This window comes from Streptomyces sp. NPDC052299, assembly GCF_040679335.1.
Lineage (GTDB): Bacteria > Actinomycetota > Actinomycetes > Streptomycetales > Streptomycetaceae > Streptomyces.
In genome coordinates this window covers 308089-332025 of sequence record NZ_JBFAUP010000002.1, presented here as the reverse complement: position 1 = coordinate 332025, position 23937 = coordinate 308089, and the positions used below count along the sequence as shown (strand labels likewise).

General features: G+C 71.8%; 19 protein-coding genes and 1 pseudogene. 16 read left to right on the top strand and 4 right to left on the bottom strand.

Annotated elements, in window-relative coordinates; all coding sequences use genetic code 11:
• The first annotated feature begins 43 nt into the window (after window positions 1-43).
• The 11 genes from AB0L33_RS04690 to AB0L33_RS04640 all read left to right on the top strand — a co-directional run bounded on the left by AB0L33_RS04690 (window position 44) and on the right by AB0L33_RS04640 (window position 14344).
• Window positions 44-1297 (top strand): glycosyl hydrolase, encoded by a 1254-nt coding sequence (locus tag AB0L33_RS04690; RefSeq protein ID WP_365677679.1) that lies wholly within the window; start codon window positions 44-46, stop codon window positions 1295-1297.
• A 55-nt stretch (window positions 1298-1352) separates the two neighbouring features.
• Window positions 1353-3410 carry an endo-beta-N-acetylglucosaminidase gene (locus AB0L33_RS04685; RefSeq protein WP_365677678.1) on the top strand — a complete coding sequence of 686 codons (2058 nt, stop codon included), beginning with the start codon at window positions 1353-1355 and terminating at the stop codon, window positions 3408-3410.
• Between the two features lie 38 nt (window positions 3411-3448).
• The gene (locus AB0L33_RS04680; RefSeq protein ID WP_365677677.1) at window positions 3449-6466 is read left to right on the top strand and encodes a glycoside hydrolase family 38 C-terminal domain-containing protein; all 3018 of its coding nucleotides are present in this window, start codon (window positions 3449-3451) and stop codon (window positions 6464-6466) included.
• Between the two features lie 120 nt (window positions 6467-6586).
• Window positions 6587-7525: a GntR family transcriptional regulator YhfZ gene (gene yhfZ, locus AB0L33_RS04675; RefSeq protein ID WP_365677676.1), complete on the top strand. Its 939-nt coding sequence runs from the start codon at window positions 6587-6589 to the stop codon at window positions 7523-7525.
• A 109-nt stretch (window positions 7526-7634) separates the two neighbouring features.
• The gene (locus AB0L33_RS04670; protein WP_365677675.1) at window positions 7635-8021 is read left to right on the top strand and encodes a transcriptional antiterminator; all 387 of its coding nucleotides are present in this window, start codon (window positions 7635-7637) and stop codon (window positions 8019-8021) included.
• A 39-nt stretch (window positions 8022-8060) separates the two neighbouring features.
• Window positions 8061-8417 (top strand): DUF2620 domain-containing protein, encoded by a 357-nt coding sequence (locus AB0L33_RS04665; protein WP_365677674.1) that lies wholly within the window; start codon window positions 8061-8063, stop codon window positions 8415-8417.
• A gap of 46 nt (window positions 8418-8463) precedes the next feature.
• Window positions 8464-9801 carry a YhfT family protein gene (locus AB0L33_RS04660; protein ID WP_365677673.1) on the top strand — a complete coding sequence of 446 codons (1338 nt, stop codon included), beginning with the start codon at window positions 8464-8466 and terminating at the stop codon, window positions 9799-9801.
• Between the two features lie 46 nt (window positions 9802-9847).
• Entirely contained in the window at window positions 9848-10801 is a 954-nt protein-coding gene (locus AB0L33_RS04655) for a phosphotriesterase (protein WP_365677672.1), read from the top strand.
• Window positions 10802-10803: 2 nt separating this feature from the next.
• Complete coding sequence (locus tag AB0L33_RS04650) at window positions 10804-11919, top strand: aminotransferase class V-fold PLP-dependent enzyme (protein ID WP_365677671.1); 1116 nt, start codon at window positions 10804-10806, stop codon at window positions 11917-11919.
• A gap of 2 nt (window positions 11920-11921) precedes the next feature.
• Window positions 11922-13088, top strand: coding sequence for a YhfX family PLP-dependent enzyme (locus tag AB0L33_RS04645; RefSeq protein ID WP_365677670.1), 1167 nt, complete (start codon window positions 11922-11924; stop codon window positions 13086-13088).
• An 11-nt stretch (window positions 13089-13099) separates the two neighbouring features.
• A complete protein-coding gene (locus AB0L33_RS04640; protein WP_365677669.1) occupies window positions 13100-14344 on the top strand; it encodes a phosphopentomutase in 1245 nt (414 codons plus the stop codon).
• 138 nt (window positions 14345-14482) lie between these two features.
• Here the strand turns inward: AB0L33_RS04640 and AB0L33_RS04635 are convergent, their stop codons facing one another.
• Both AB0L33_RS04635 and AB0L33_RS04630 read right to left on the bottom strand, forming a co-directional pair.
• Window positions 14483-14869, bottom strand: coding sequence for a hypothetical protein (locus AB0L33_RS04635; protein ID WP_365677668.1), 387 nt, complete (start codon window positions 14867-14869; stop codon window positions 14483-14485).
• A 168-nt stretch (window positions 14870-15037) separates the two neighbouring features.
• Window positions 15038-15859: an AraC family transcriptional regulator gene (locus AB0L33_RS04630; protein ID WP_365677667.1), complete on the bottom strand. Its 822-nt coding sequence runs from the start codon at window positions 15857-15859 to the stop codon at window positions 15038-15040.
• 110 nt (window positions 15860-15969) lie between these two features.
• Between AB0L33_RS04630 and AB0L33_RS04625 the strand changes: the two genes are divergently transcribed.
• Window positions 15970-16341, top strand: a complete 372-nt coding sequence (locus tag AB0L33_RS04625) for a cupin domain-containing protein (RefSeq protein WP_365677666.1) — start codon at window positions 15970-15972, stop codon at window positions 16339-16341.
• Window positions 16342-16448: 107 nt separating this feature from the next.
• Here AB0L33_RS04625 and AB0L33_RS04620 read toward each other — a convergent pair whose 3' ends face one another.
• Together AB0L33_RS04620 and AB0L33_RS04615 are read right to left on the bottom strand one after the other, a co-directional pair.
• Window positions 16449-17228 carry a glucose 1-dehydrogenase gene (locus tag AB0L33_RS04620; RefSeq protein ID WP_365677665.1) on the bottom strand — a complete coding sequence of 260 codons (780 nt, stop codon included), beginning with the start codon at window positions 17226-17228 and terminating at the stop codon, window positions 16449-16451.
• Window positions 17229-17266: 38 nt separating this feature from the next.
• Window positions 17267-18070 (bottom strand): SDR family NAD(P)-dependent oxidoreductase, encoded by an 804-nt coding sequence (locus AB0L33_RS04615; protein WP_365677664.1) that lies wholly within the window; start codon window positions 18068-18070, stop codon window positions 17267-17269.
• 172 nt (window positions 18071-18242) lie between these two features.
• On the opposite strand from AB0L33_RS04615, the gene AB0L33_RS04610 reads away from it, so the two are divergent.
• The 4 genes and pseudogenes from AB0L33_RS04610 (at window position 18243) to AB0L33_RS04595 (ending at window position 23932) form a co-directional block, all read left to right on the top strand.
• Window positions 18243-18902 (top strand): TetR family transcriptional regulator, encoded by a 660-nt coding sequence (locus AB0L33_RS04610; protein ID WP_365677663.1) that lies wholly within the window; start codon window positions 18243-18245, stop codon window positions 18900-18902.
• Between the two features lie 355 nt (window positions 18903-19257).
• A pseudogene (locus tag AB0L33_RS04605) lies at window positions 19258-19728 on the top strand (DUF4157 domain-containing protein); the annotation flags it as partial.
• 1088 nt (window positions 19729-20816) lie between these two features.
• Window positions 20817-21557, top strand: coding sequence for a beta-phosphoglucomutase family hydrolase (locus AB0L33_RS04600; RefSeq protein ID WP_365677662.1), 741 nt, complete (start codon window positions 20817-20819; stop codon window positions 21555-21557).
• Window positions 21554-23932: a glycosyl hydrolase family 65 protein gene (locus AB0L33_RS04595; RefSeq protein ID WP_365677661.1), complete on the top strand. Its 2379-nt coding sequence runs from the start codon at window positions 21554-21556 to the stop codon at window positions 23930-23932. The genes AB0L33_RS04600 and AB0L33_RS04595 overlap by 4 nt, the downstream gene beginning before the upstream one ends.
• The last annotated feature ends 5 nt before the right edge of the window (window positions 23933-23937 follow it).

Here is a 23937-nt window from a genome sequence, read left to right as displayed (position 1 = left end):
GGACCGCCCCCTCGCACCACAAGAACCAGGACTCCTGTTCCGTATGAGCACCTCCCCCTTGCGTTTCGGCGCCAACTACACGCCCAGTCAGGGCTGGTTCCACCACTGGCTGGACTTCGACCTCGACGCCGTACGCGCCGACCTCGACTCGATCGCCGGCCTCGGCCTCGACCACATCCGGGTCTTCCCGCTCTGGCCGCTCTTCCAGCCCAACCGCACTCTGATCCGCCCACGTGCCGTCGAGCAGCTCGTCCAGCTCGCCGACGCCGCCGCCGAACGCGGCCTCGACGTCAACGTCGACGGGCTCCAGGGCCACCTGTCGAGCTTCGACTTCCTGCCCGCCTGGACCGGTACGTGGCACCGGCGCAACCTCTTCACCGACCCGGACGTCCTCTCCGGGCAGGCCGAATACCTGCGCACCCTGGCCGCCGCCCTCGCCGACCGGCCGCACTTCATCGGGATGACCCTGGGCAACGAGATCAACCAGTTCTCCGGCGACCCGCACCCCGACCCCGACCGCATCACGCCCGAGCAGGCGGACGCCTGGCTGACCCGGATGCTGGCGGCCTGCGAGGAGGGCGCGCCGGGCAAGCTCCACCTGCACGCCGAGTACGACGCCGCCTGGTACCAGGACGACCACGCCTTCACCCCGGCGCAGGCCGCACGCAAGGGCGCCGTCACCGCCGTGCACTCCTGGGTCTTCAACGGCACCGCCCAGCGGCACGGCCGTACCGGCACCGCCACCGAGCACCACGCCGCCTACCTCATCGAACTCTCCAAGGCGTGGGCGCTCGACCCGCACCGGCCGGTCTGGCTCCAGGAGGTCGGCGCGCCCGCTCCGCTGGTCCCCGCCGAGCACGCCGCCGCATTCACCGAGGCGACCGTGGCCAACGCCCTGGACTGCGAGGACGTATGGGGCGTCACCTGGTGGTGCTCCCACGACGTGTCCCGCTCGCTGGCCGACTTCCCGGAGCTGGAGTACGGCCTCGGGCTGCTGACCAACGACCGCCGGGTCAAGCCGGCGGGCCGGACCATCGCCCGCATCGTCCGGGAGCAGCGCGACCGCGCCCACCGGCCCGCGCCCCGGACCACGGCACTCGTCGTGGACACCGGCGACGACGAGACCGCACCCCGCCGCTCGGTCTGCGCCCCCGGCGGCGCGGTCTTCGAAGCCTTCGCCCGGCTCACCGCCGACGGCGTCCGCCCCACCACCGTCCTCGCGAGCAGGGCGTCCGACCAGGACCACCTGGCCGCCCGGGGCATCACGAAGGTCGTCACGCCCGAAGAGGTCCGCTGACCTCGCGTCACCCCGCACCGCACCGGAATCGAACCCGCACGATACGGAGCACACCATGACCCAGTCCCCACGGCGCCCGTCCGCGCCCAGCCGCCGCACCGTGGTTCTCGCCGGAGCCGGAACCGCCGCCGCACTGCTCGCCCCCGGCCTGGCCACGACCGCCCACGCCGCCGCACCCGCCGCAGCGCAGCCCTGCGCCTCGTACTGGTTCCCCGACTCGCTGCCCACCGGCACGCCCGGCGACGGCATTACCTGGCGGAGCCTGAAGGCCTGGCGCCCCGAGACCGACCCGGACCTGCCGTTCAACACCGCCTCCGTGCCGCTCGCCGACCGCTTCACCCCGGTCCCCGCCAACACCACGGTCCGGACCGACCAGGCGCGGATCACCTCCCTGGTGGCCTTCGGGAACACCGCGGGCAATCCGTCCCAGGGCTCGGCCACCGCCGACTACTACGCCCTGAACCACTGGGCGTACATCGACGAGCTGGTCTTCTGGGGCGGCTCGGCGGGCGAGGGGCTGGTCCTCGCGCCGAACGCCCCGGTCGTCGACGCCGCCCACCGCCACGGGGTGCCCGTGCTCGGGACCGTGTTCCTGCCGCCCGTGCACCACGGCGGCGACCTCCGGTGGACCCGCGACCTCGTGCAGCGCGACGCGGCCGGGCGCTTCCCGCTCGCCGCGAAGCTGGTGGAGGCGGCCGTGGCGCACGGCTTCGACGGCTGGTTCCTCAATGCCGAGACCGAGGGCGGGGACGCCGCGCTCGGCGCCGAGATGCTCGCCTTCGTCACCGAGCTCCGGGCGCGCAGCGACGCGGCGGGGCTGCGCATCACCTGGTACGACGCGATGACGGTGCGGGGCGAGGTCGGCTGGCAGGGCGCGCTCAACGCCGAGAACACCGCGCTGTTCCGGGAGGCGGACTCGATGTTCGTCGACTTCCGCTGGACGCCCGCGTCGCTCGTCTCCTCCGCGGCGAACGCCGAGGCCGCCGGCCGCAGCCGGTACGCCCTGTGGGCGGGTGTGGATGTGGAGTCCAAGGGCTGGGAGGCGCCCGTCGACTGGGACGCGATCATTCCGGCGGACCGCCCGCACACCGTCGGCTACGGCTTCTACCGGCCGGAGTGGACCCGCAGCCATCTTCCGGAGGACCGTACGCCCGCTCAGTTCCACGCCGCCGACCAGCGGTTCTGGACCGGGCGGTCCCTGGACCCGGCCCGGCCGGACCGTGCGGACAGCTGGCGCGCCCCCGCGACGGCGGTGGCCGACCGCTCGACCGTGGACCGGCTGCCGTTCGCCACCACGTTCAACACCGGCCACGGACTGCGCTGGTACGAGAACGGCCGGGTCGCCTCGGACGCCGAGTGGAACCACCTCGGGGTCCAGGACCGGCTGCCGGGCCGCCGCTGGGTCGTCCGCACCGAGGGCCGGCGCCCGTCCGTGGGCTTCGACTTCGAGGACGCCTGGCGCGGGGGCAGCAGCCTCCTGGTCGCCGGGGAGCCGGGCGCCCCGGTCACCGTCGATCTCCATCGCACCCGGCTGCCGCTGTCCCGGGGCACGGTCGTGGAGCTGACCCACCGCACCGACGCGGGGTCGGGCCCGGTCACCGTCGAGCTCGCCGTCGCCCTGCACGAGCCGGACCGGCCGGGCGACCCGGTGGCGTACACGTACGTCCCGGCGGGCGAACTCCGGGCGGGAGGCAGCGGGTGGACCACCTCCACGCTGCGGCTGAACTCCCTGTCCGGTACGGTCCACGCGCTCGGCGTACGCCTCACGGCGGCCGGTCCGGTGCGCTGGCGGCTGGGCGCCGTGGCCGTCCGGGACCGGGCCGAGACGCCCGCCGCGCCGTCGGGGCTCCGCGTCACCGGAGCGACCCGGGGCGCCGGCGGGACCGACCTGCGCCTGCGCTGGCACCGCTCCCCCGGGGCTCCGCGCCACTACGAGCTGCACCGCGTGCTGCCCGACGGGACCCGGCGCTTCCTGGGCGCCACCGCCTCCACCGCGTTCTTCGTGCCCGGTCTGCGCCGGGAACCGGGCGAGAAAGCCGCTCGTTTCCAGGTCAGGGCTGTGGGCGAGCTGTACACGACCTCCGGCACCGCCTCCACCGCGCACCGCTGGTAACCCCCCACCCGACCCACCACTCACAACGGAGCCCCCTCATGCACGACGACCGCAGCCTGGTCGAAGCCCGTCTCAAGCGCGTCCTCGACGAGCGCATCCGTCCCGCCGTATACCCGGAGTCCGTCCCGCTGGATGTCGCCGTCTGGAATGCGCCGGGTGAGCCCGTGCCCGTCGCCGAGGGCCTGGCCGGGGCCACCGAGCCGATCGCGGTCGGCGACCGGTGGGGCGCTCCGTGGGGCACGTCCTGGTTCAAGGTCTCCGGCAGGGTGCCGGAGGCGTGGGCGGGCCGGACCGTGGAGGCGCTGCTCGACCTCGGTTTCGACGAGAACATGCCGGGCTTCCAGTGCGAGGGCCTGGTCTACCGGCCCGACGGCACCCCGGTGAAGGGCCTTAACCCGCGCAATCAGTGGGTGCGGGTGGGCGCCCCGGTGGCGGGCGGCGAGGAGGTGCTGCTGCACATCGAGGCGGCGTCCAACCCGGTGATCCTCGACTACCACCCCTTCCTTCCGACGCGGCTGGGTGACAAGGAGACCGCCGGCAGCGAGCCGCAGTACACGCTGGCCCGGATGGACCTCGCCGTCTTCGACGAGGACGTGTGGAACCTGGTCCAGGACCTGGAGGTGCTGGGCGAGCTCATGCAGGAGCTGCCCGTGGAGGGCGCCCGGCGCTGGGACGTCCTGCGCGCCGTCGGCCGGGCGCTGGACGCGGTCGACCTCCAGGACGTGGGCGGGACGGCGGCCGCGGCGCGCGCGGAGCTGGCCGATGTCCTCGCGACGCCCGCCGCGCCCTCCGCCCACCGCATCAGCGCGGTCGGCCACGCCCACATCGACTCCGCCTGGCTGTGGCCGCTGCGCGAGACGGTCCGCAAGGTGGCCCGTACGACGTCGAACATGACCGCCCTCCTGGAGGACGAGCCGGACTTCGTCTTCGCGATGTCGCAGGCCCAGCAGTTCGCCTGGATCAAGGAGCACCGCCCCGAGGTCTACGCGAAGGTCAAGGCGGCCGTCGCGGAGGGCCGGTTCGTGCCCGCCGGCGGCATGTGGGTCGAGTCCGACACGAACATGCCGGGCTCCGAGGCGATGGCCCGGCAGTTCGTGCACGGGAAGCGGTTCTTCCTCGACGAGTTCGGCATCGAGAACGACGAGGCGTGGCTGCCCGACACCTTCGGATTCGCGGCCGGGCTGCCCCAGATCATCAAGGCCGCGGGCTCCAAGTGGCTGCTCACCCAGAAGATCTCGTGGAGCCAGACCAACAAGTTCCCGCACCACACCTTCAACTGGGAGGGCATCGACGGCACCCGGATCTTCACGCACTTCCCGCCCGTCGACACGTACAACTGCTCGATGAAGGGCAGCGAGATCGCGCACGCGGCGACGAACTTCAAGGACAAGGGCGTCGCGCAGCACTCGCTGGCGCCGACCGGCTGGGGTGACGGGGGCGGTGGCACCACCCGCGAGATGATCGCCAAGGCGGCCCGGCTGCGGAGCCTGGAGGGCTCGGCCACGGTGACGTGGGAGACCCCCACGGACTTCTTCACCAAGGCCGAGGCCGAGTACGCCAACCCTCCGGTCTGGGTCGGCGAGCTCTACCTGGAGCTGCACCGCGCGACGCTCACCAGCCAGGCGAAGACGAAGCAGGGCAACCGCCGCAGCGAGCACCTGCTCCGCGAGGCCGAGCTGTGGGCCGCCACCGCCGCGGTGCGCACCGGCTTCGCATACCCGTACGAGCAGCTGGACCGGATCTGGAAGACGGTGCTGCTGCACCAGTTCCACGACATCCTGCCCGGCTCCTCGATCGCCTGGGTGCACCGCGAGGCCGAGAAGACGTACGCGGCCGTCGCCGAGGAGCTGACCGGCGTCATCGACGCCGCGCAGCGCGCGCTCGCCGGTGACCCGGCGGGCGGACGGGCCCTCGTGTTCAACGCCGCGCCGCACGCCCGCGGCGGCGTCCCCGCCGGAGCGGCGGCCGGCGCCGCGACCGCCGGGGCCACCCGGTCCGCCCCGCGCGAGGGCGGCGGCTACGTGCTCGACAACGGCCTGCTCCGGGTGGAGATCGACGGCCGGGGGCTCGTCGTCTCCGCGTACGACATCGCCGCGGACCGCGAGACCGTCGCTCCCGGCGCGGCGGCGAACCTGCTCCAGATCCACCCGGACTTCCCGAACATGTGGGACGCGTGGGACGTCGACGCGTTCTACCGCAACACGGTGACGGACCTGACCGCTCTCGACGAGCTGACCCCGGTGACGGACGGCGTGCGGATCGTCCGCCGCTTCGGCGACTCGAAGGTGACCCAGCTGCTCACCCTGGAGCCGGGCGCCAAGCGGCTCGACATCGACACCGAGGTCGACTGGCACGAGACGGAGAAGTTCCTGAAGGCCGCGTTCCCGCTGGACGTGCATGCCGAGCGGTACGCCTCCGAGACGCAGTTCGGGCACTTCTACCGGCCGACGCACACGAACACCAGCTGGGAGGCGGCCAAGTTCGAGGCGTGCAACCACCGCTTCGTCCACCTGGAGGAGCCGGGCTGGGGCGTCGCCCTCGTCAACGACTCGACGTACGGCCACGACGTCACGCGCACCGTGCGGGACACGGACGCGGGGACGACCACCACCGTGCGGGTCTCGCTGCTGCGCGCCCCGCGCTTCCCCGACCCGGAGACCGACCAGGGCGTGCACCGCTTCCGGCACGCGCTGGTGCCCGGGGCGGCGATCGGTGACGCGGTCCGCGAGGGGTTCCGGGTGAATCTGCCGGAGCGCCGGGTCGAGGGTGAGCGCGAGGTGGCACCGCTGGTGGGTGTCGACAACGACGCGGTCGTGGTCAGCGCGGTCAAGCTGGCGGACGACGGGAGCGGCGACGTCGTCGTGCGGCTCTACGAGTCGACGGGCGGCCGTGCGAAGGTGCGCCTGGCCCCCGGCTTCCGGGCGACGGGCGTCGTGGCGACCGACCTGCTGGAGCGGCCGCTGGCCGGTGCCCCGGTGCCCGAGAGCGACGGCGAGGGCGTGCGGTTGTCGCTGCGCCCGTTCGAGCTGGTGACGCTGCGGCTGACGCGCGGCTGACGCCGCGACGCTTGGGCTGCCGCCCCCGATGCCGTGGGCATCGGGGGCGGCAGCAGCGGGAGCCGGGCACTCCGGCGCGGACCCTTGTCAATATCCAGAATCCTGTTTACTGTTCCCTATGTGAACGCCTTCGATGAGCGCTTCCTCACGCGCAACGGACTGGCCGCCCGCCAGCTCGCGGTCCTGCTGCTCAACCACGAGCCGGACACGCGACTGCCCCGGGTGCGGGACTACGCGGAGGAACTGGGCTGCGGAAACGGCACGGTCCAGGCGGCCCTGCAGCTGCTGGAGGAGTCCGGCGCCATCAGAACGACCGCCCGGGGACACCTCGGCACCTTCCTCGCCCACTCGGACCGCTCCATACTCTGGCGGCTCTCCGGGCTCGGGACACTGCTGGCCGCGATGCCCCTCCCGTACTCCCGCCGGTACGAGGGCCTGGCCACCGGACTGCGCGGCGCCTTCGAGAAGGCGGGCGCCCCCTTCGCGATCACGTTCATGCGAGGCGCCGGGGCCCGCACCGCCGCCCTGCTGGAAGGCAAGGTCGACCTCGTCGTACTGTCCCGCTTCGCCGCCGACGAGCTGATCGCCGAGCACCCGGTGGAGCTGGTGGCGGACCTGGGGCCGGCCACCTACGTCGGGGCGCACGGCATGCTCCTGCGCCACGGCGTGGACCTGGACACCCCGGGCCTGCGGGTCGCAGTCGACCACGCGTCGGAGGACCTGCGCATGCTGGTCGACCTGGTCTTCGCCGGGCGCCCGGACGTCCGGCGGCTGGAGGCCTCGTACATGCAGCTGCCCGACCTCTTCGCCCGCGAAGAGGTCGACGCCACCGTCTGGAACCTGGACGAGGTGCAGGACCGGCTCGGCTTCGGCGTCGACGTCCTCCCCCTGGGGGACGAGGTGACCCGCGAGCTGTCACTGCGCAACTCGAGCGCGGCCGTCATCGGCCGGACCGAAGGAGCCAAGGCCCTGGCCGCCGTCCGCGACTCCCTGGATCTCTCACTGATCACCTCGCTCCAGCGCGAGGTGATCGAGGGCACGCGCCTGCCCTCGTACTGAGCCCCGGCCCGGGGGCCGGCCGGGAAGGGTCGAAGGTCCCGCCCCGACAGGACCTTCGACCACAACAAAATACAGAATCCTGGTTACTGTCGATTTAAGGAGGATCGCCATGGACGACCAGCTGGCCCTTCGGATTCAGCTCTTCCGCGAAGGCGGACAGATCAAGCCCGAGGTCGCCGACTTCGTCACGGCCGAGCTGGCCGCCCTGGAGGCGGAGGGCAACACCGTGACCGAGGCGACCGCGGGCATGCTCACCAGTCACCTGATGATGGCGCTCACCCGGCTCCTGAACGACGAGGCCATCGAGCAGTTCCTCACCGACGACCAGGTCGCCGCCGAACTGGCCGGACACCCAGAGGCCGTCAGCCGCGCCCGTGCCGTCGCCGAGCGCGCCCGGCGCGAACTCGGTGCCACCCTCCCGGAGTCCGAGGTGAACTTCCTCGGCATGCACCTCGCGGTACTGGCGCAGCAGGCACCCGCCGCGCCCTCCTCCTGAACCACCACCCCTTCCCCACCATCCGGAAAGAAGCAGGACATGACGAAGATCCTCGCCGGCGGCGTCGGCAAGACCGAGGTCACCCACACCATCGAGCAGCTCGGCATCGAGGGCCTGGAGGTCACCGCCTCCAGCGACATGGACGCCGCGATGAAGCTGCGCGTCGCCCAGGCCGACTACTACCTGGGCACCTGCCACACGGGCGCCGGTGCCTCGCTCGGCGTCCTCGTCGGCCTGATGGGCAGCGCCGTCTGCCACACCTTCGGCCGCAACGTCCCCACCGAGGAGCAGATCACCGCCCTGCTGGACGAGGGCAAGAAGGTCTTCGGCTTCTCGATGGACCAGATCGACACCATCGCCCCCCTCATGGCGCGCGCCATCGCCGCCCGCGGCTGACTCCAGCCATCCGCTCTGATCACCCCGGGCACGAAGGAGTGACCCCGTGAGTACGACACTCGCAGCCGGTACGAGCCTCGACTTCTCGCTGGCCCAGCAACTGACCGTCATAGCCCTCTGTGCGCTGACCGCGTACATCTCCCACATGGCGCTGGCCGTCTTCAACGACGGCGTACGGCCGTTTCTCCTGGACTTCATCCAGGGCCGCACCACGCGCAGCGCGACGACGGCGGTCTCGTTCGGCCTCTCGGCCGGGTTCATCTTCGGGCTCGGCGCCCCGATGGCGCTGTCCACCGGTGTGCTGAACCCGTGGCTCCTCTTCCTGCCCACCGACATCCTCGGGATGCTGTCGCCGAAGAAGTGGCTCGCGCCGATCCTCGGCGGCGCCTGGGGCGCGGTCGTCGTCTTCGGACTCAACGGCGCCAACAACGTGGCCCATGACCTGCCGGTCGACTTCATCACCGCCATGCAGCAGATGTCGACCCCGATCCTCTTCCTCTTCACGCTGTTCCCGGTGCTGGCCATCACCAAGCAGTTCGGGCGCAAGTGGGGCGGCATCGCGGGGCTGCTGGAATTCGCGCTCGTCGTCATGACCATGAAGCTGTGGCCCAACATGTTCGCCGGCGCGCTGGCGATGGCCGTCGGTGTGCTGATGCTCATCGGTCTCGCCGTCGCCAAGGACGTCGCCCAGCGCAAGGCGGACAGGGCCGCGGGCGTGAGCGAACCCGTCATCGAGGGTGACGACCCGATGGCCTCGCTCTTCAGCGCGAGTGCCGCCCGGCTGCGCAAGTACCTGCCGCTGTTCATGGTGCTGGGCGCGGGAGTCTGTGTGCTCGCCCAGATGCACATATTCGGCGGCGGCGAGGCAACCAGCTTCCTGATCGCGAAGGGGCAGTACTCCGAGGCGGCGCAGGTCGACTTCTACCGCGTCTTCGGCTTCATCCCGCTGATCGCCACCACCGCGCTGGCCTCCGGCGCGTACGGCATCGCGGGCTTCACGCTCGTGTACCCCATCGGGTACCTGATGCCGAACCCGTTCCTGGCCGCGCTCGTGGGCGCCCTGGTCTTCGCGGCCGAGGTGCTGGCCCTGTCCTACATCGGCAGGCTCCTCGGGCGGCTGCCCAGCGTCCGCGACTCCTCCGAGCACCTGCGCAGCGCGATCAGCGAGACGCTTCAGCTGGCGATCCTCTTCGGCTCCCTGATGGCGGCCAACGCCATGGGCGGCGGTCTGGGCATCCTCGTCGTCGGCGGGCTCTACCTGCTGAACGAGGCGATGGGCCGGCCGGTCGTCCGGATGGCCGCGGCACCGGCCGCGGTGATCGTCGGCGGCATCCTCCTCAACCTCCTGTACTGGATGGACCTGTTCACACCGGTCAAGGGATAGCCCCGCCCCTGGATCACGCAGGCCGACCCGAGAAGGACCCCCCACGATGAACAGCTCCGCCCCTGTGCTGCGTACCGTCCTCGGAGACATCGCCCCCGACGCGGTACGCGGCCCCGCCCTGGCCCATGAACACCTCGTCCTCGACCTCGACCGCCGGGGTGACGGCGGCGCCGTGCTCGCCGCCGGCCGGCATACCGCCGCCGTCACCGCCGAACTGACCGCACTCCGCGAGGAGTACGGACTCGCCCTGGTCGTCGAGCTGACCTGCCGCGGCATGGGCCGCGACGTGCGCACCCTGGCCCGGATCTCCCGGGACGCCCAGGTCGCCGTCGTCGCCGCGACCGGCTGGTACTACGAGCCGTTCCACACCCCCGAGATCGACCGCGGCAGCGTCGGGGACCTCACCGCCACCCTCGTCCACGAGATCGAGGACGGCATCGGCACCACCGGCATCCGCCCCGGCGTCCTGGGCGAGATCGGCAGCCACGGGGACACCCCGACGGCACCGGAGAGCAAGGTGCTCCGTGCCGCGGCCCGGGCCGCCCTCTCCACCGGGCTCTCCGTCGCCACCCACGCCCAGCTCGGCCGCGGCGGCCTCGCCCAGCTGGAACTGCTCACCGGCGAGGGGCTGCCCGCGCACCGGATCTCGCTCGGCCACCAGGATCTGCTGGACGACCCGGCGGTGCACCGGGAGCTGGCCGCGAGCGGCGCGTACGTCGCCTTCGACACCGTCGGCAAGGACGGCTACCAGAGCGACGACACCCGGCTGCGGCTCCTGCTCGCGCTCCTGGAGGCAGGGCACGCCGACCGGGCCCTGCTCAGTTGCGACATCTCCCGCCACGGCTACCTCACCTCCGAAGGAGGCCAGGGTTACGGCCACCTCTTCGGCAGCTTCCTGCCCAAGCTCCGTGCGGCGGGCGTGGACGACGACCTGATCGACCTGCTGACCCGCCGCAATCCGCTGCGCTTCCTCAGCGGCGCGGACGTGGAAGAGAGCTGACCATGCACCCCGTACTCCCCCAGACGTTCCCCCTGGCGACCGTGGCACCGGCCGACGCCCTGGCCCGGCAGTTCCGGCTCATCGAGGCCACCGCCCGTCACTTCGAGGGCCCGCAGCTGTTCGCCTCCGACGCCGGGGTCGTGCCCGGTCTCGGACGCCCCGCCACCACCGCCCGCGTCGAGTCCGTCCTCGCCGACTTCTTCGGTGCCGAGGGCGCCGCCTTCGTCCAGGGCGCGGGCACCGGCGCGATCCGGGCCGCCCTCACCGCCGCCGTCCGGCCGGGCGACCCCCTCCTCATCCACCGGGCGCCCGTCTACCGCACCACCGAGGTGACGTTGCGCGGCCTCGGGGTCCGGACCGTCGAGGCCGACTTCAACGATCCCGACGAGCTGCGCGAGGCGCTGGATTCCGGCAGGTTCCGCTGGGCCTACGTCCAGCACACCCGGCAGCGACTCGCCGACTCCTACGACCCCGGCACGGTCCTCGCCGCCTGCCGGGCCGCGGGTGTCCGCACCGTCGTCGACGACAACTACGCCGTGATGCGCACTCCGGCCGCCGGGGTGGAACTGGGCGCCGACGCCTCCTGCTTCTCGCTGTTCAAGCTGCACGGCCCGGAGGGCGTCGGCATCGTCGTCGGTGCCCGCGACCTGATCGAGCACATCCGCCGCGACAACTACTCCGGCGGTGGCCAGGTGCAGGGCCACCAGGCGCTCGACGCGCTGCGCGCGCTCACCCACGTACCGCTCATGTGGTCCGTGCAGTCCCAGGTCGGCGCCGAGGTCGCCGAGCGGCTGACCGCGGGCGAGGTGCCCGGGGTCGCCGAGGTCAGGCTCGCCAATGCGCAGGACCGGTGCCTGCTCGTCCGGCTCGACCGGCCCGTCGCCAGGGAACTGCCCGCCGTCGCCGCTCGCTTCGGCGCGGCCCCGTACCCCGTCGGTTCCAACTCCCGCTACGAGATCACGCCGCTCTTCTACCGGATGTCCAGCTCCGCCCTGGACGACTCCCCCGAACTGGCCGACTGGACCGTGCGCATCAACCCGATGCGGGCGGGCGCGGACCTCGTCATCGAGATCCTGCGCCGCTCACTGGCCGCGCTGAACGACCCGAAGGGCCACTGACCGTGTTTCTCGACACCCTGCTGACCCGTAACCCCGGGCTCGTCGAGGCCGCGGCCGCACTCCACGACGAGGGCGCGATCCCGCCGGACACCTATGTGATGGACCTGGACGCCGTCGACGCCAACGCCGCGCTGCTGGCCGCCGAGGCCGAACGGCTGGGCCTCTCCCTCTGGTTCGTCGTCAAACAGCTCGGCCGCAACCCGGAACTGATCCGGGCCGTCGCCCGGCACATCCCCCGGTACGCCGCCATCGACCCGCCGGAGGCGCGCACCCTGCACGCTGCCGGCGCCCGTGCCGGCAACCTCGGCCACCTCGTCCAGATCCCGCGCCGCGCCCTGCCGGAGATGCTGGCGTGGCGCCCCGAGACCGTCACCGTCTACGACCTGGACAACGCCCGGGCGGTCTCCGACGCCGCGCGACGGCTGGGGTTCGTCCAGGACGTCCTGATCCGTCTCGAAGGCTCCGAGGGAAACGTCTACCCCGGCCAGGAGGGCGGCGTCCCGCTCGACCGGCTCGACACCTTCGCCGAGGCCGCCGAACGACTGCCCGGCATCCGGATCGCGGGGATCACCGCCTTCCCCTGCGTGCTGTGCGACCCGGCGACCGGTGCCCCGCACGCCACACCCAACTTCGCCCTCGCGCTGAAGGCCCGTGAGACGCTCGCCGCCCGCGGCCACACGAACCTCCTGCTGAGCGCCCCCAGCGCCACGTCGATGGCCTCCCTGCCGCTGCTGGCCGAACTCGGTGCCACCCACGGCGAGCCGGGTCACGCCCTGACCGGCACGACCCCGCTGCACGCCCTCGACCCTGCGCAGCCCGAGACCCCCGCCTACGTGTACGTCACGGAGGTCGCCCACACCCTGGACGACGGCCGCCCCGCCGTCTTCGGCGGCGGGTTCTACGCCCGCTCCCACATCAGGAGCGCCCTGCTGCCGCGCACCGGGGCCCGCCTGGACGTGCTGGACGCGCCCGCCGAGAACATCGACTACTACCGGCTGCTCGACGCGCCGGCCCCCGGACAGGACGTCCGCATCGGCGACACCGCGCTGCTCGCCTTCCGCACCCAGATCTTCGTCACCCGCTCGACCGTCGCCGTCGTCTCCGGAATCTCATCCGGAACGCCCCGTCTCAACGGTCTGTACGACGCTCAGGGCCGGTCCCTGAGCTGAGGAGGCACCCCATGGCCAAGACCGTCATCGTCGTGATCGACGGGTTCGGCATCGGCGCCATGCCCGACGCGGGCACCACGCGCCCCGGCGATCTGACCGCCGACACCTGCGGACACGTGCTGGACCACTGCCGGGAGGCGTTCGGCCGCCCGTTGCGGCTGCCCGTACTGGGGTCGCTCGGCCTCGGCCTCGTCCACCCGCACCCCGATCTCGCCCGGCGCACCCATCTGCCCGTCGCCGCGGGCCGGGCCGCGCTCGGCTATCCGGGCGCCGACACCTTCGCCGGGCACCAGACCATGATGGGGGCCGACTTCAGCCGGGTGACCGTGGCCCGGCTCGCCGACCACATCGACGAGGTGACCGCCGCGCTCGAAGCGGCCGGTCACCGGGTCGGCCGGCTGGACGGCAGACCGCTCCTGGTCGTCGACGGCACGGTGCTGGTCCACGACAACCTGGAGGCCGACCCGGGCATCAACTGGAACGCCTCCGGGCGGCTGGAGGACCTGCCGTTCGACGGGCCGGGCGGCATTCTCGCCGTGGCCCGCACGGTGCGCGCCGTCGCTCCCGTGGCACGGGTCATCGCGGTGGGCGGACACGCGGACGGCCCGCTGGAGCGCTTCGTGCGGGCCGGCGACGAGGGCACGGTCGGCCTCGACACCCCCGCCACCGGCTTCTATCGCAACGGCGGTCTCGAAGTGCAGCACCTGGGCGCCCGGATCGACCACACCCGCCAGCTCCCCGGCCTGGCGGCCCGCGCGGGCATCCCGGTCACGCTGGTGGGAAAGGCCGCCGACATCCTGGCGTGCGAGAGTGCGGCCCGGCACCCGGCCGTGGACACCGCCGACGTCCTGTCGCACACCCTCGAAGCGGTGCGCGCCTGCGGCGACGGTCTGGTGGTCTCCAACATCCAGGAGACGGACCTGGCCGGGCACCAGCAGGACACGGAGCGCTACGGACGCCTCCTGGAACAGACCGACGCGGGTCTGGCCGCGCTCGTCGCCCTGCTGGACGCGCCGGGCGACCGCCTCATCGTGACCGGCGACCACGGCAACGACCCGACGGCCGGGCACGCCTTCCACACCCGTGAGTACGTCCCCGTGCTCATCCACCGCCCCGGCGCGGACGGCGTGGAGCTGCTGCCCGACGCGGCGAGCCTCGCGGATGTCGGCGCGACGGCCGCCGTGTCCCTGTCGCTGGACCCGGAGGGCCTGGCGAACGGCCGGGAGCTGCGGACGGGCCGGGGGGCGGCGGCTTAGGGCGGGTCCGCGAGACCCCGCCCGGACCGCGACGCGCTGTGGGCGTACGACGGGACTTGTGGTTCGGGACCCGCCGACGTCGCGCGGCGCCCCGCCTCCGGGGAGGTGGGGCGCCGCCGGTTCAGCCGTGTCTCACGATCAGTGGTCGTTGAACCACTTGACCGTGTAGTACTTGCTGGTGTGCGGGTCGAGCTGGAAGTACACGTAGTGGTTCTCCAGCGGGTTGTACCTCGCGCCGTCGCTCGCCCGGTGCGACTTGCAGTCGCCCTTGCCCGTGGAGACGGTCATCGAGTAGCCGACGTCGCCGGGGCTGTTCTCGTAGACGATGACTGATGCCGAGCGGCCGTTCTTCGCCGTGTCGCAGACCTTGACGATGTCGCCGTGCTCCTCGAAGTACACGGTCACGCCGTCGTAGGACTTGGTGTGGTCCCAGTCGATGGCGGAGGCGCTGCCGGCGTTCATGGCGAGTGCGGCGGCGGCGAGCATGAACGTGCCTGCCGCGGTGCCGGTCCTGCGGAACTTCATGTGGCTCCTTGCATGAGCGGTCGAACTTCGAGCGAGCCAGACGCTACCCCCATGAAGGTGTTGCATACATGAATCGTGTTCCCCGGTGACACACCTGAGACAGCCACGGGACATCCGGACGCGCCGGGCCCCCTCCCGGAGCATCAGCCGGAGCGGGGACGTCGGCACCTATGAGTACGAACCGTTGCGAGTGCGCTGGTAGCGCGCGGGGGTGGTCCCGACGTGGCGGGTGAAGTGTCGGTTGAGGTGCGCCTGGTCGTGCAGTCCGACGGCTGTGGCGACCTCGGCGGGCCGGTGGCCGTCGAGGAGGAGGCGACGGGCGTGTTCGATCCGCTTGCCGGTGAGGTAGGCGTGTGGCGGAATGCCGTACGTCCGCTTGAAGCAGCGGAGAAGGTGCGTGGGATGGGCGTGCAGGGTGGCCCCGGCCTCCTGCAGGGAGAGACCGGTGCGGGTCCGTGCGTCCAGCAGCTCGCGCAGCTCAGTGGCGAGGCGGTTTGCCTCACGCCCGGGAACGCGGGGCCGGAGCGCAGTGAGGTGGACCTGGAGCCGTTCTCGGATGAACGAGAGGCGGCATTCGGCTTCGAAGGCGTCTCCGGGGTGGGCGAGAGACGTATGCAGCTGGTCGATCCTGCCGCGCAGCTGCTCGTCGTCGAGGACCGGGGTGTCCGCCGCCCGGCCGGCCAGGCTCTGTGGGAGAAGGGAGTCGTCGAGGTAGAGGTTCCGCTTGCGGAATCCGGATGCGGTGACGGTCCGTCCGTCATGCGGGATGCCGGGGGGCAGCAGGAGGACGCTGGTGCTGCCACTCGCTCCGTGGCGGCGGCGGTCGAGCGCGAAGTCCACGGTGCCGTGGTCGAGGATCATCAGGTCCCACGTGTCGTGGGTGTGGGCCGGGTACGCGTGATCGGTGAAGTGGGCGTGGAAGACCTCGGCGATTCCGGGGACCGTCGGCCGCCAGGCGCTGACGGACGTGCGGGGGCGGTCGGGGGTCACGTCAAGAACGTACAAGACGAGCGGATCAGGGGCGCGGCAGGCTCGTCACACCGGCCCGGGGTCCTACCGAGGCCGCTCCCCGGTGCCCGGCCCTGTTGGAAGGATTCCGTATGTCCACGTCAGCTGTCCCCGTCAACCTCGCCGGCAAACTGGCGCAGTTCAGCGAGTTGTGGTCGCAGAAGAAGGTGGCGGCGCTCAACGACTACGAGGTCAAGCTGGCCAAAGTGAAGGGAGAGTTCGTCTGGCACACCCACGAGGACACCGATGAACTGATCATGGTCATCAGCGGGCGGCTCACCATCCGGCTCAGGGACGGCGATGTGGTGCTGGATCCCGGCGAGCTCTTCGTGGTTCCCCGCGGGGTCGAGCACTGCACCGCGGCCGACGAGGAGACCGCGATCCTGTTGCTCGAACCGGCGGGAACGATGAACACCGGCGACGCGGGTGGGCCGATGACCAAGGCGCCCGAAACCCTCGGCTGAGGCACGGCATCGGGCCGTGGTCGTCGAGCGGCGCGGCGCTGCGTGGCCAAAGGCCCGGCCGCGCCGCGCCCGCCCCGGGTCGTGCGGTGCTCATCCGCTGGGCGCGCTCAATGCCCCATGACGTACGCGACGGTCGGGCCCGTGGTCCAGCCGCCGTCGACTGCGAGCTCCGCACCGGTGACATAGGACGCGGCGTCCGAGAGCAGGAAGACGACCGCGCCGGCGATCTCGTCGGCCTCGCCGACCCGGCCCATGGGCGTGTTGGGGTAGTTGCCCTCGCCCCGCTGGATGCCGGTGGCCGCGGTCATCGGGGTGTACGTCATGCCCGGGTGCACGGAGTTCACGCGGATGCGTGCGGTACCCAGCTCCACGGCGCCGATCTTCGTGAGCCCGCGGACACCCCACTTGGAGGCGCCGTAGCCGGCCGTGAGGGCGAGGCCCATCAGGCCTGCCGCGGACGAGATGTTGACGATCGAACCGCCGCCGGCCTCCTTCAGTGCGGGGATCACGGTCTTGATGCCGATGAAGACGCCCGTGAGGTTGATGTCGAGCACTTTGCGGAAGTGCTCGACGGACTCGGACTCCAGCAGGCTGCCGGTCGAGATGCCGGCGTTGTTCACCAGGCCGTGCAGCGCCCCGAACTCGGTGACGGCGAAGTCGGCGACCCGCCGCCACTCCTCCTGCGAGGTCACGTCGTGGTGCAGGAAGCGGGCCCGGTCGCCGAGTTCGCAGGCCGTGCGCTCGCCGTCCTCGTCCAGGACGTCAGTGATCAGGACGCGGGCCCCGGCGGCCACCGCCTGCCGGGCCGCCTCCGCGCCCAGGCCCCGGGCGCCGCCGGTGATGATCAGGTTCTTGCCGGTCAGGTCGTGGTGGGAGGCCTCGTGCATGGTGTGCTCCTTTCCAGGGGCTGATGGGGTCGCGGGGATCAGAAGTGGGTGCCGCCGTCGACGCGCACCTCGGTGCCGGTGATGAACCGGCCGTCCTCCGACGCCAGCATCGCGACGACCGACGCCACCGTCTCCGGACCGGCGAATCCCTGGCCGAGCGCCGGGGAGAGCTTCGCGAACAGGCTCATGTCGGCGTCCTCGGGCAGACCCGGGCCGACGCTCTGACCGCTGGCCCCGCTGCCGTCCGTCATGCCCGAGGAGATGGAGCCGGGCTGCACGGACGTGAAACGGATGCCGCGGCCCGCGTATTCGGAGGCCAGCGCGTGGGTCATCGACTGGATGCCGCCCTTGCTCGCGGCGTAGGCCGCCATGTACGGGTGCGCGAAAGCCGCCGAGGTCGAGCTGAAGTTGACGACGGCCGCGTCCTCGCCCGCCAGGAGCGCCGGGATGGCCTCGCGGATCACCAGGAACGTGCCGACCAGGTTCACCGTCAGGACCCGGGTGAAGTCCGCCAGGCTGGTCTCCTCGGTGTGCGAGGAGCGCAGGATGCCGGCCGCGTTGACGAGGACGTCCAGCCCGCCGAGCGCGTCGGTGGCGGCCCGGACGCCCTCGCGCACCGATGTCTCGTCCGCGATGTCGACGACGAGGGTGGTGAGCCGGTCGGCGTGGGCGCCGGCCTTGTCCAGGGTGTCCTTCAGGCCCGGCTCACTGACGTCCGCCGCGACGACGGTGCCGCCCTCCGCGAGCAGGCGCAGCACGGTGGCCTGGCCTATGCCCGAACCGCCGCCGGTGACCAGGGCACGACGGCCGTCGTAGCGGAGGGAGTGGTTCTCGTGGGTCATGTGCGTCTCCTACTCGGCCCGCCGACGGCGTCGTCGGGCCCTTCCCGGCGCCTGTCTCGGCCTGTCCTGCCCGCGGCGCCCTTGCCTTCCACGTCACCGTACGCCTACGTGGCACGTTTTGCCATCACGTCACAATATGCCTCCGGGTGGTCGCAGGCCGTACGCTTCTGGGGTGAGTACCGAGCCACCACCCCCGTCGCTGACCGAACGCCGCAAGGCCGCCACACAGCTCGACATCGCGCACGCAGCGGCCGAGCTCTTCGCCACCCGGGGCCCGGAGGCCACGACGGCGGAGGAGATCGCCCGGCGGGCGGGGGTCTCGCTGCGGACCTTCTACCGGTACTTCCGCTCCAAGCAGGATGCGGTCGGCCCCCTGCTCACGGTCGGCGCCGACCAGTGGCGCGCCCTGCTGGCCGAGACGCCGCCGGGCACCGCGCTGGGGCCGGCCCTGCGCGGCGCGGTCGAACAGTCCCTGGCCACACCGGACCCGCAGGCAACGGAGGCGCTTCTGCGCACCCGGGGCCTGCTGCGCGCCGCGGCGGAGGATCCCGCGCTACGCGCCGTCTGGTACCGCGTCAACCAGGAGTCCGAGGAGTTGCTCGTCCCGGTCATCGCCCGGCTGACGGACGGCCGCCGCGACCCACTGGACGTGCGCCTGGTCGCCGCCGCGGCCACCGACGCCATCCGGATCGCCCTGGAGATCTGGTCCGGCACCGAGGCGGCGACCGAGGGCCCCGGCTCCCCGGCCGATCTGGCGGTGCGCTGCCTGCGGCGCCTCCTGGGCGGCTCTGCCACGGCGGAGGACGAGGACGACGCGGCCCAACAACACTGACCAGGGCAGGCGGAGGTGGCCTGGTCCGCCCGAAGACCGGGGAGGCCGTCACCGAAGCCGCTGCCCGTCCGGCGCAGTTCCCGTACGGGACCGGCGGCCCTCGCAGCCTCCCCCGTTGCCCCCTGCGCACCGTTTCCCTGTCTCAAGGGCCGGACGATGCTGCCCGGGAGTACCTGGTTCGTCGCTTCCCCGTCCCGTATGCAGGTAGGACCGACTTGCCCACGACGGAAGAGGTCCGTTGCGCAGCCACGAGAACCTCAGGACCAACGGAAGCAAGCCTACCCACAGAGCGGCGCGCGGTCCCGCGTCCGCACCACCCGCGCCGCTGCCGGAGTTTCGCGCTCTGCAAGCCACCATGGGAAACGCCGGGGCGGTCCAGATGCTCCGCCGGGCCGGACACCGCTGGGCCGAGGACGGGCCCGGGAACTCCGCAGGACGGGACCGTGACCGGTCCGAGCGGCCCGCCGTACAGCGTTCCGCCGTCCACGACGTCCTGCGTGCTCCGGGCCGCCCCCTGGGCGACGACACACGCACCGCCATGGAAGCCCGCTTCGGCGCGGACTTCTCCGACGTCCGTATTCACGACGACGCCGCAGCCCACACCTCGGCCGCAGAGATCGGCGCCCGCGCCTACACCTCCGGCGAGCACGTGGCCATCGGCAAGGACGGCGCCGACGAGCACACGCCGGCCCACGAACTCGCCCATGTGATCCAGCAGCGGCGGGGCCCGGTCGCCGGAACCGACAGCGGGACGGGGGTGAGCCTGAGCGACCCCTCCGACCGTTTCGAGCGCGAAGCCGAGATGACGGCGACCAGGGTCATGAGGAAGCCCGCACGGAACGCAGCGCCCCCTCCGGCCACGACGTCGCCGACCGGCGGGACCACTGCCGCCGCTCCGGTCCAGCGCGCCCGTGGCAAAGGAACCAAGGAGGAGAAGGACCCCTGGAAACCGGGGAGCGGAGCAGCGGACGCCGGGGCGGGTGGCCGCTCGCTCAGTTTGAACCAGACCGAGGTCCAGCAGCGGATGGGCTACGTGTGCGCATTGCTCTACGGCAGCCATCTGGGTACTGACGCGGCCGCCACCATGCAGGAATGGCTCGGGGAGCTGAAGCTGAACGGGCTCTGCGGGGGCTGGGTGCGAATTCACCAGCAGGATCCGCTTTGGCTGGAGCCGATGTGGCAGGCGCTGGTTGCCTGGCAGCCCGAGGGAAACCAGGGCGCCCCTGTCGTGGCGGACCTCGAGGAGCTGGCGAGACTGCTGCGAGACAGAGGCGTGGGCGATGTGGGCGACGAGGTGAAGGAAGTCGTCATCGCCGTCAACACGGCGTGGGATGTCATGCGCGCCCTCGAACCCGAGGCCGGATACCGGGATGTGAACGACCTTCTTGGTGACTCCACGGTCGCTCCGCGAGCCTTGGACACCTGGGAGACCGGTACCCACAAGAGAATCGAATGCAAGGTGGACAAGGCAGGGCAAAGCCTGGCCGCCTACATCCTGAAGGCAACGCAGTTCTCCCCGGGCAACGGCAGCGCGGAGCACTACGCGCGGATCGAGACGCCGACCCACCACATGGGCGTACGGCTGAAACGCGACGCGAAGGACCGGCAGGTGATGGTCTGCGAGACGGAAGAGACCGGCGTCGTCCCGTGCGCGTCATTCGCGGAGCTGGCGAGCACTCTGCAGAACGGCTGCGCCCGACACGACGCGGAGACGATCGAACTGGAGGTCACGATCTCCACCCACTAGGTCACCGGCACGCAGGGCCTCCTCGAGAGCCGTCGCGGCCGGACACGTCGGTGCCCAGGGTGACCTCGGGGTGCCGCCAGTCCGCCGACGGCTTCCTGCCCGCAGTCGCGACGCACCTCACAGCGTGTCATCCGACCGGACTCGCCCCGGCGGGGAACTGTGGGTTCATGACGACACAGCTCGGACTTCCCGAAGGCATCCAGGCCTGTCTCTTCGATCTCGACGGGGTGGTCACCAGGACGGCGGTGGTCCACGCCGCCGCCTGGAAGGCGACCTTCGACGCCCTCCTGCGCGAGCGTGACGGAGCCGGCTTCCGCCCCTTCTCCGATTCCGATTACGACCAGTTCGTCGACGGCCGCCCCCGCGCCGACGGCGTCCGCTCCTTCCTCGCCTCCCGAGGCATCGAACTCCCCGAGGGCACCCCCGACGATCCACCGGACACGCGGAGTGTCAACGGTGTCGGCAACCGCAAGAACGAGCTCCTTCTGGAAAAGATCCGTACCGACGGGGTGGAGCCGTACGAGGGCACGCTGCGCTACATCGACGCGGTCCGCGCCGCCGGTCTCGCCACCGCGATCGTCTCGTCGAGCGCCAACACCCGTGACGTGCTGCACTCCATCGCCGCCGAGCAGCTGTTCGACGTACGGATCGACGGCGTGGTGGCCAGAGAACGGAAACTGCCGGGCAAACCGCACCCCGACACCTTCCTGGCCGCCGCCCGGGACCTCGGCGTGGAGCCGTCCCGGTCAGCCGTCTTCGAGGACGCGCTGGCCGGCATGGACGCGGGCCGGTCCGGGCACTTCGGCTTCGTCGTCGGCGTCGACCGCGTCGGGCAGACCGACGCGCTGTACGCCCACGGCGCCGACCTCGTCGTCAAGGACCTCGCCGAACTCGGAGGCAACGCGTGATCACCAACCGGACCTACACCGTCGAGCCCTGGCGGGTGCGAGAGACGGCTCTCGACCTCGATCTCCTGGCACAGAGCGAATCCGTCTTCGCCCTGTCCAACGGACACGTCGGCTGGCGCGGCAACCTCGACGAGGGCGAACCGCACGGCCTGCCCGGCAGCTACCTCAACGGGGTGTACGAACTGCACCCGCTGCCCTACGCCGAGGCGGGCTACGGCTACCCCGAGTCGGGCCAGACCGTCATCAACGTCACCAACGGAAAGCTGCTGCGGCTGCTGGTGGACGACGAGCCCTTCGACCTGCGCTACGGGCGGCTCAGCAAACACGAACGCACCCTGGACTTCAGGCGCGGTGTGCTGGAGCGGAGCTGCGAGTGGACCTCCCCGGCCGGCACGACCGTCCGGGTGCGTTCCACCCGCCTCGTCTCCCTCACCCAGCGCGCCATCGCCGCCGTGCAGTACGAGGTGGAGCCAGTCGACAGCCGGACGAGGGTGGTCATCCAGTCGGAGCTGGTCACCAACGAGAGTCTGCCCTCGTCCGACGGCGACCCGCGGACGGCGAAGGCGTTGCAGTCCCCGCTGGAGCCGGAGGAGGACCAGGCCGTCGGGTCGCGGCTGCGTCTGGTCCACCGCACCCGGCGCAGCGGCCTCAGGGTCGCCGTGGCCGCCGACCACGTCGTGGACGCGCCCGGGGAGATCACCACGAGCAGCGAGAGCAACACGGATGTCGCCCGTCTGACCATCACCTCCGTCCTGGACCCGGGACAGCGGCTGCGGGTCCAGAAGACCGTCGCCCACGGCTGGTCGGGGGCCCGCTCGCGGCCCGCGATGAGCGATCAGGTGGAGGCCGCGCTGGCCGCCGCCGCACATGGCGGCTGGGACGAACTGGTGGCCCAGCAGCGGGCCTACCTCGATGACTTCTGGGCCCGTGCCGACGTCGAGGTGCACGGCGACGAGGAGATCCAGCAGGCCGTCCGCTTCGCCCTCTTCCACGTGCTCCAGGCCGGTGCCCGCGCCGAACAGCGGGCGATCCCGGCCAAGGGGCTGACCGGTTCCGGGTACGACGGTCACGCCTTCTGGGACACCGAGATGTTCGTGCTGCCCCTTCTCTCCTACACCGAGCCCAGGGCGGTCGCCGAGGCGCTGCGCTGGCGGCAGGCCACGCTGCCCGCCGCCCGGGACCGGGCCACCCAGCTCGGACTGCGCGGAGCCGCGTTCCCGTGGCGGACCATCGACGGCTCGGAGGGCTCCGCGTACTGGCCGGCCGGCACCGCCGCCTTCCACGTGGCCGCCGACATCGCGCACGCCGCGGTGCGCCACACCGCGGTGACCGGCGACACGGCCTTCGAGCGCGAGACCGCCCTGGAACTCCTGGTGGAAACAGCACGGTTGTGGCGCTCCCTGGGCCATCACGACCCCCACGGCGTGTTCCACATCGACGGCATCACCGGGCCGGACGAGTACAGCGCCGTCGTGGACGACAACACGTACACCAACCTGATGGCCCGCTCCAATCTCCTCGCCGCGGCCGACGTGTGCGAACGCCACCCGGAGGAGGCGGCCCGGCTGGGTGTGGACGAGGAGGAGAGCGCCGCCTGGAGAGACGCAGCCGAGGCCGTGCACATCCCGTACAACAAGGAGATCGGCGTGCATGAGCAGCATGCCGGCTTCACCCTTCACCAGCGCTGGGACTTCGCGAACACGCGCGCCGACCAGTACCCGCTGATGCTGCATTTCCCCTACTTCGACATCTACCGCAAGCAGGTGATCAAGCAGTCCGACCTCGTGCTGGCCATGTACACGTGCGGCAGCTGGTTCGAAGCCCACTGCGACGACGACCAGCTGGCCGCGAACTTCGCCTACTACGAGCCGCTGACCGTACGGGACTCCTCCCTGTCGGCATGCTGCCAGGCCGTCGTCGCCGCCCGGACCGGGCATCTGCGGCTGGCCTACGACTACACCGCCGAGGCCGCGCTGATGGACCTGGCCGACCTGGAGCACAACACCCGCGACGGCCTGCACATCGCCTCGCTGGCCGGTACGTGGATGGCGCTGGTCGCCGGATTCGGCGGCACCCGGCGGGATGGCGACAGCTTGCGCTTCACGCCCCGGCTGCCCGAGAAGTTCAGCCGTCTGGCTTTCCGGCTCCAGTTCCGCGGCCGGTGCCTCCAGGTGGAGATCGAGCCGGACAGGGCGACGTACTCGCTGCTCCTCGGTGATCCCCTGACGATCCACCACCACGGCACGGAGGTGCACGTGAACGGTGAGGGGCCCGTCACCCTCGCGATCGCCCCGCCGAAGCGGCGGCCCACGCCCGAACAGCCGCTGCACCGCCGTCCCGGCGCCACCGACCGGCCGGGCCCCGAACAGAGGTGAAACCG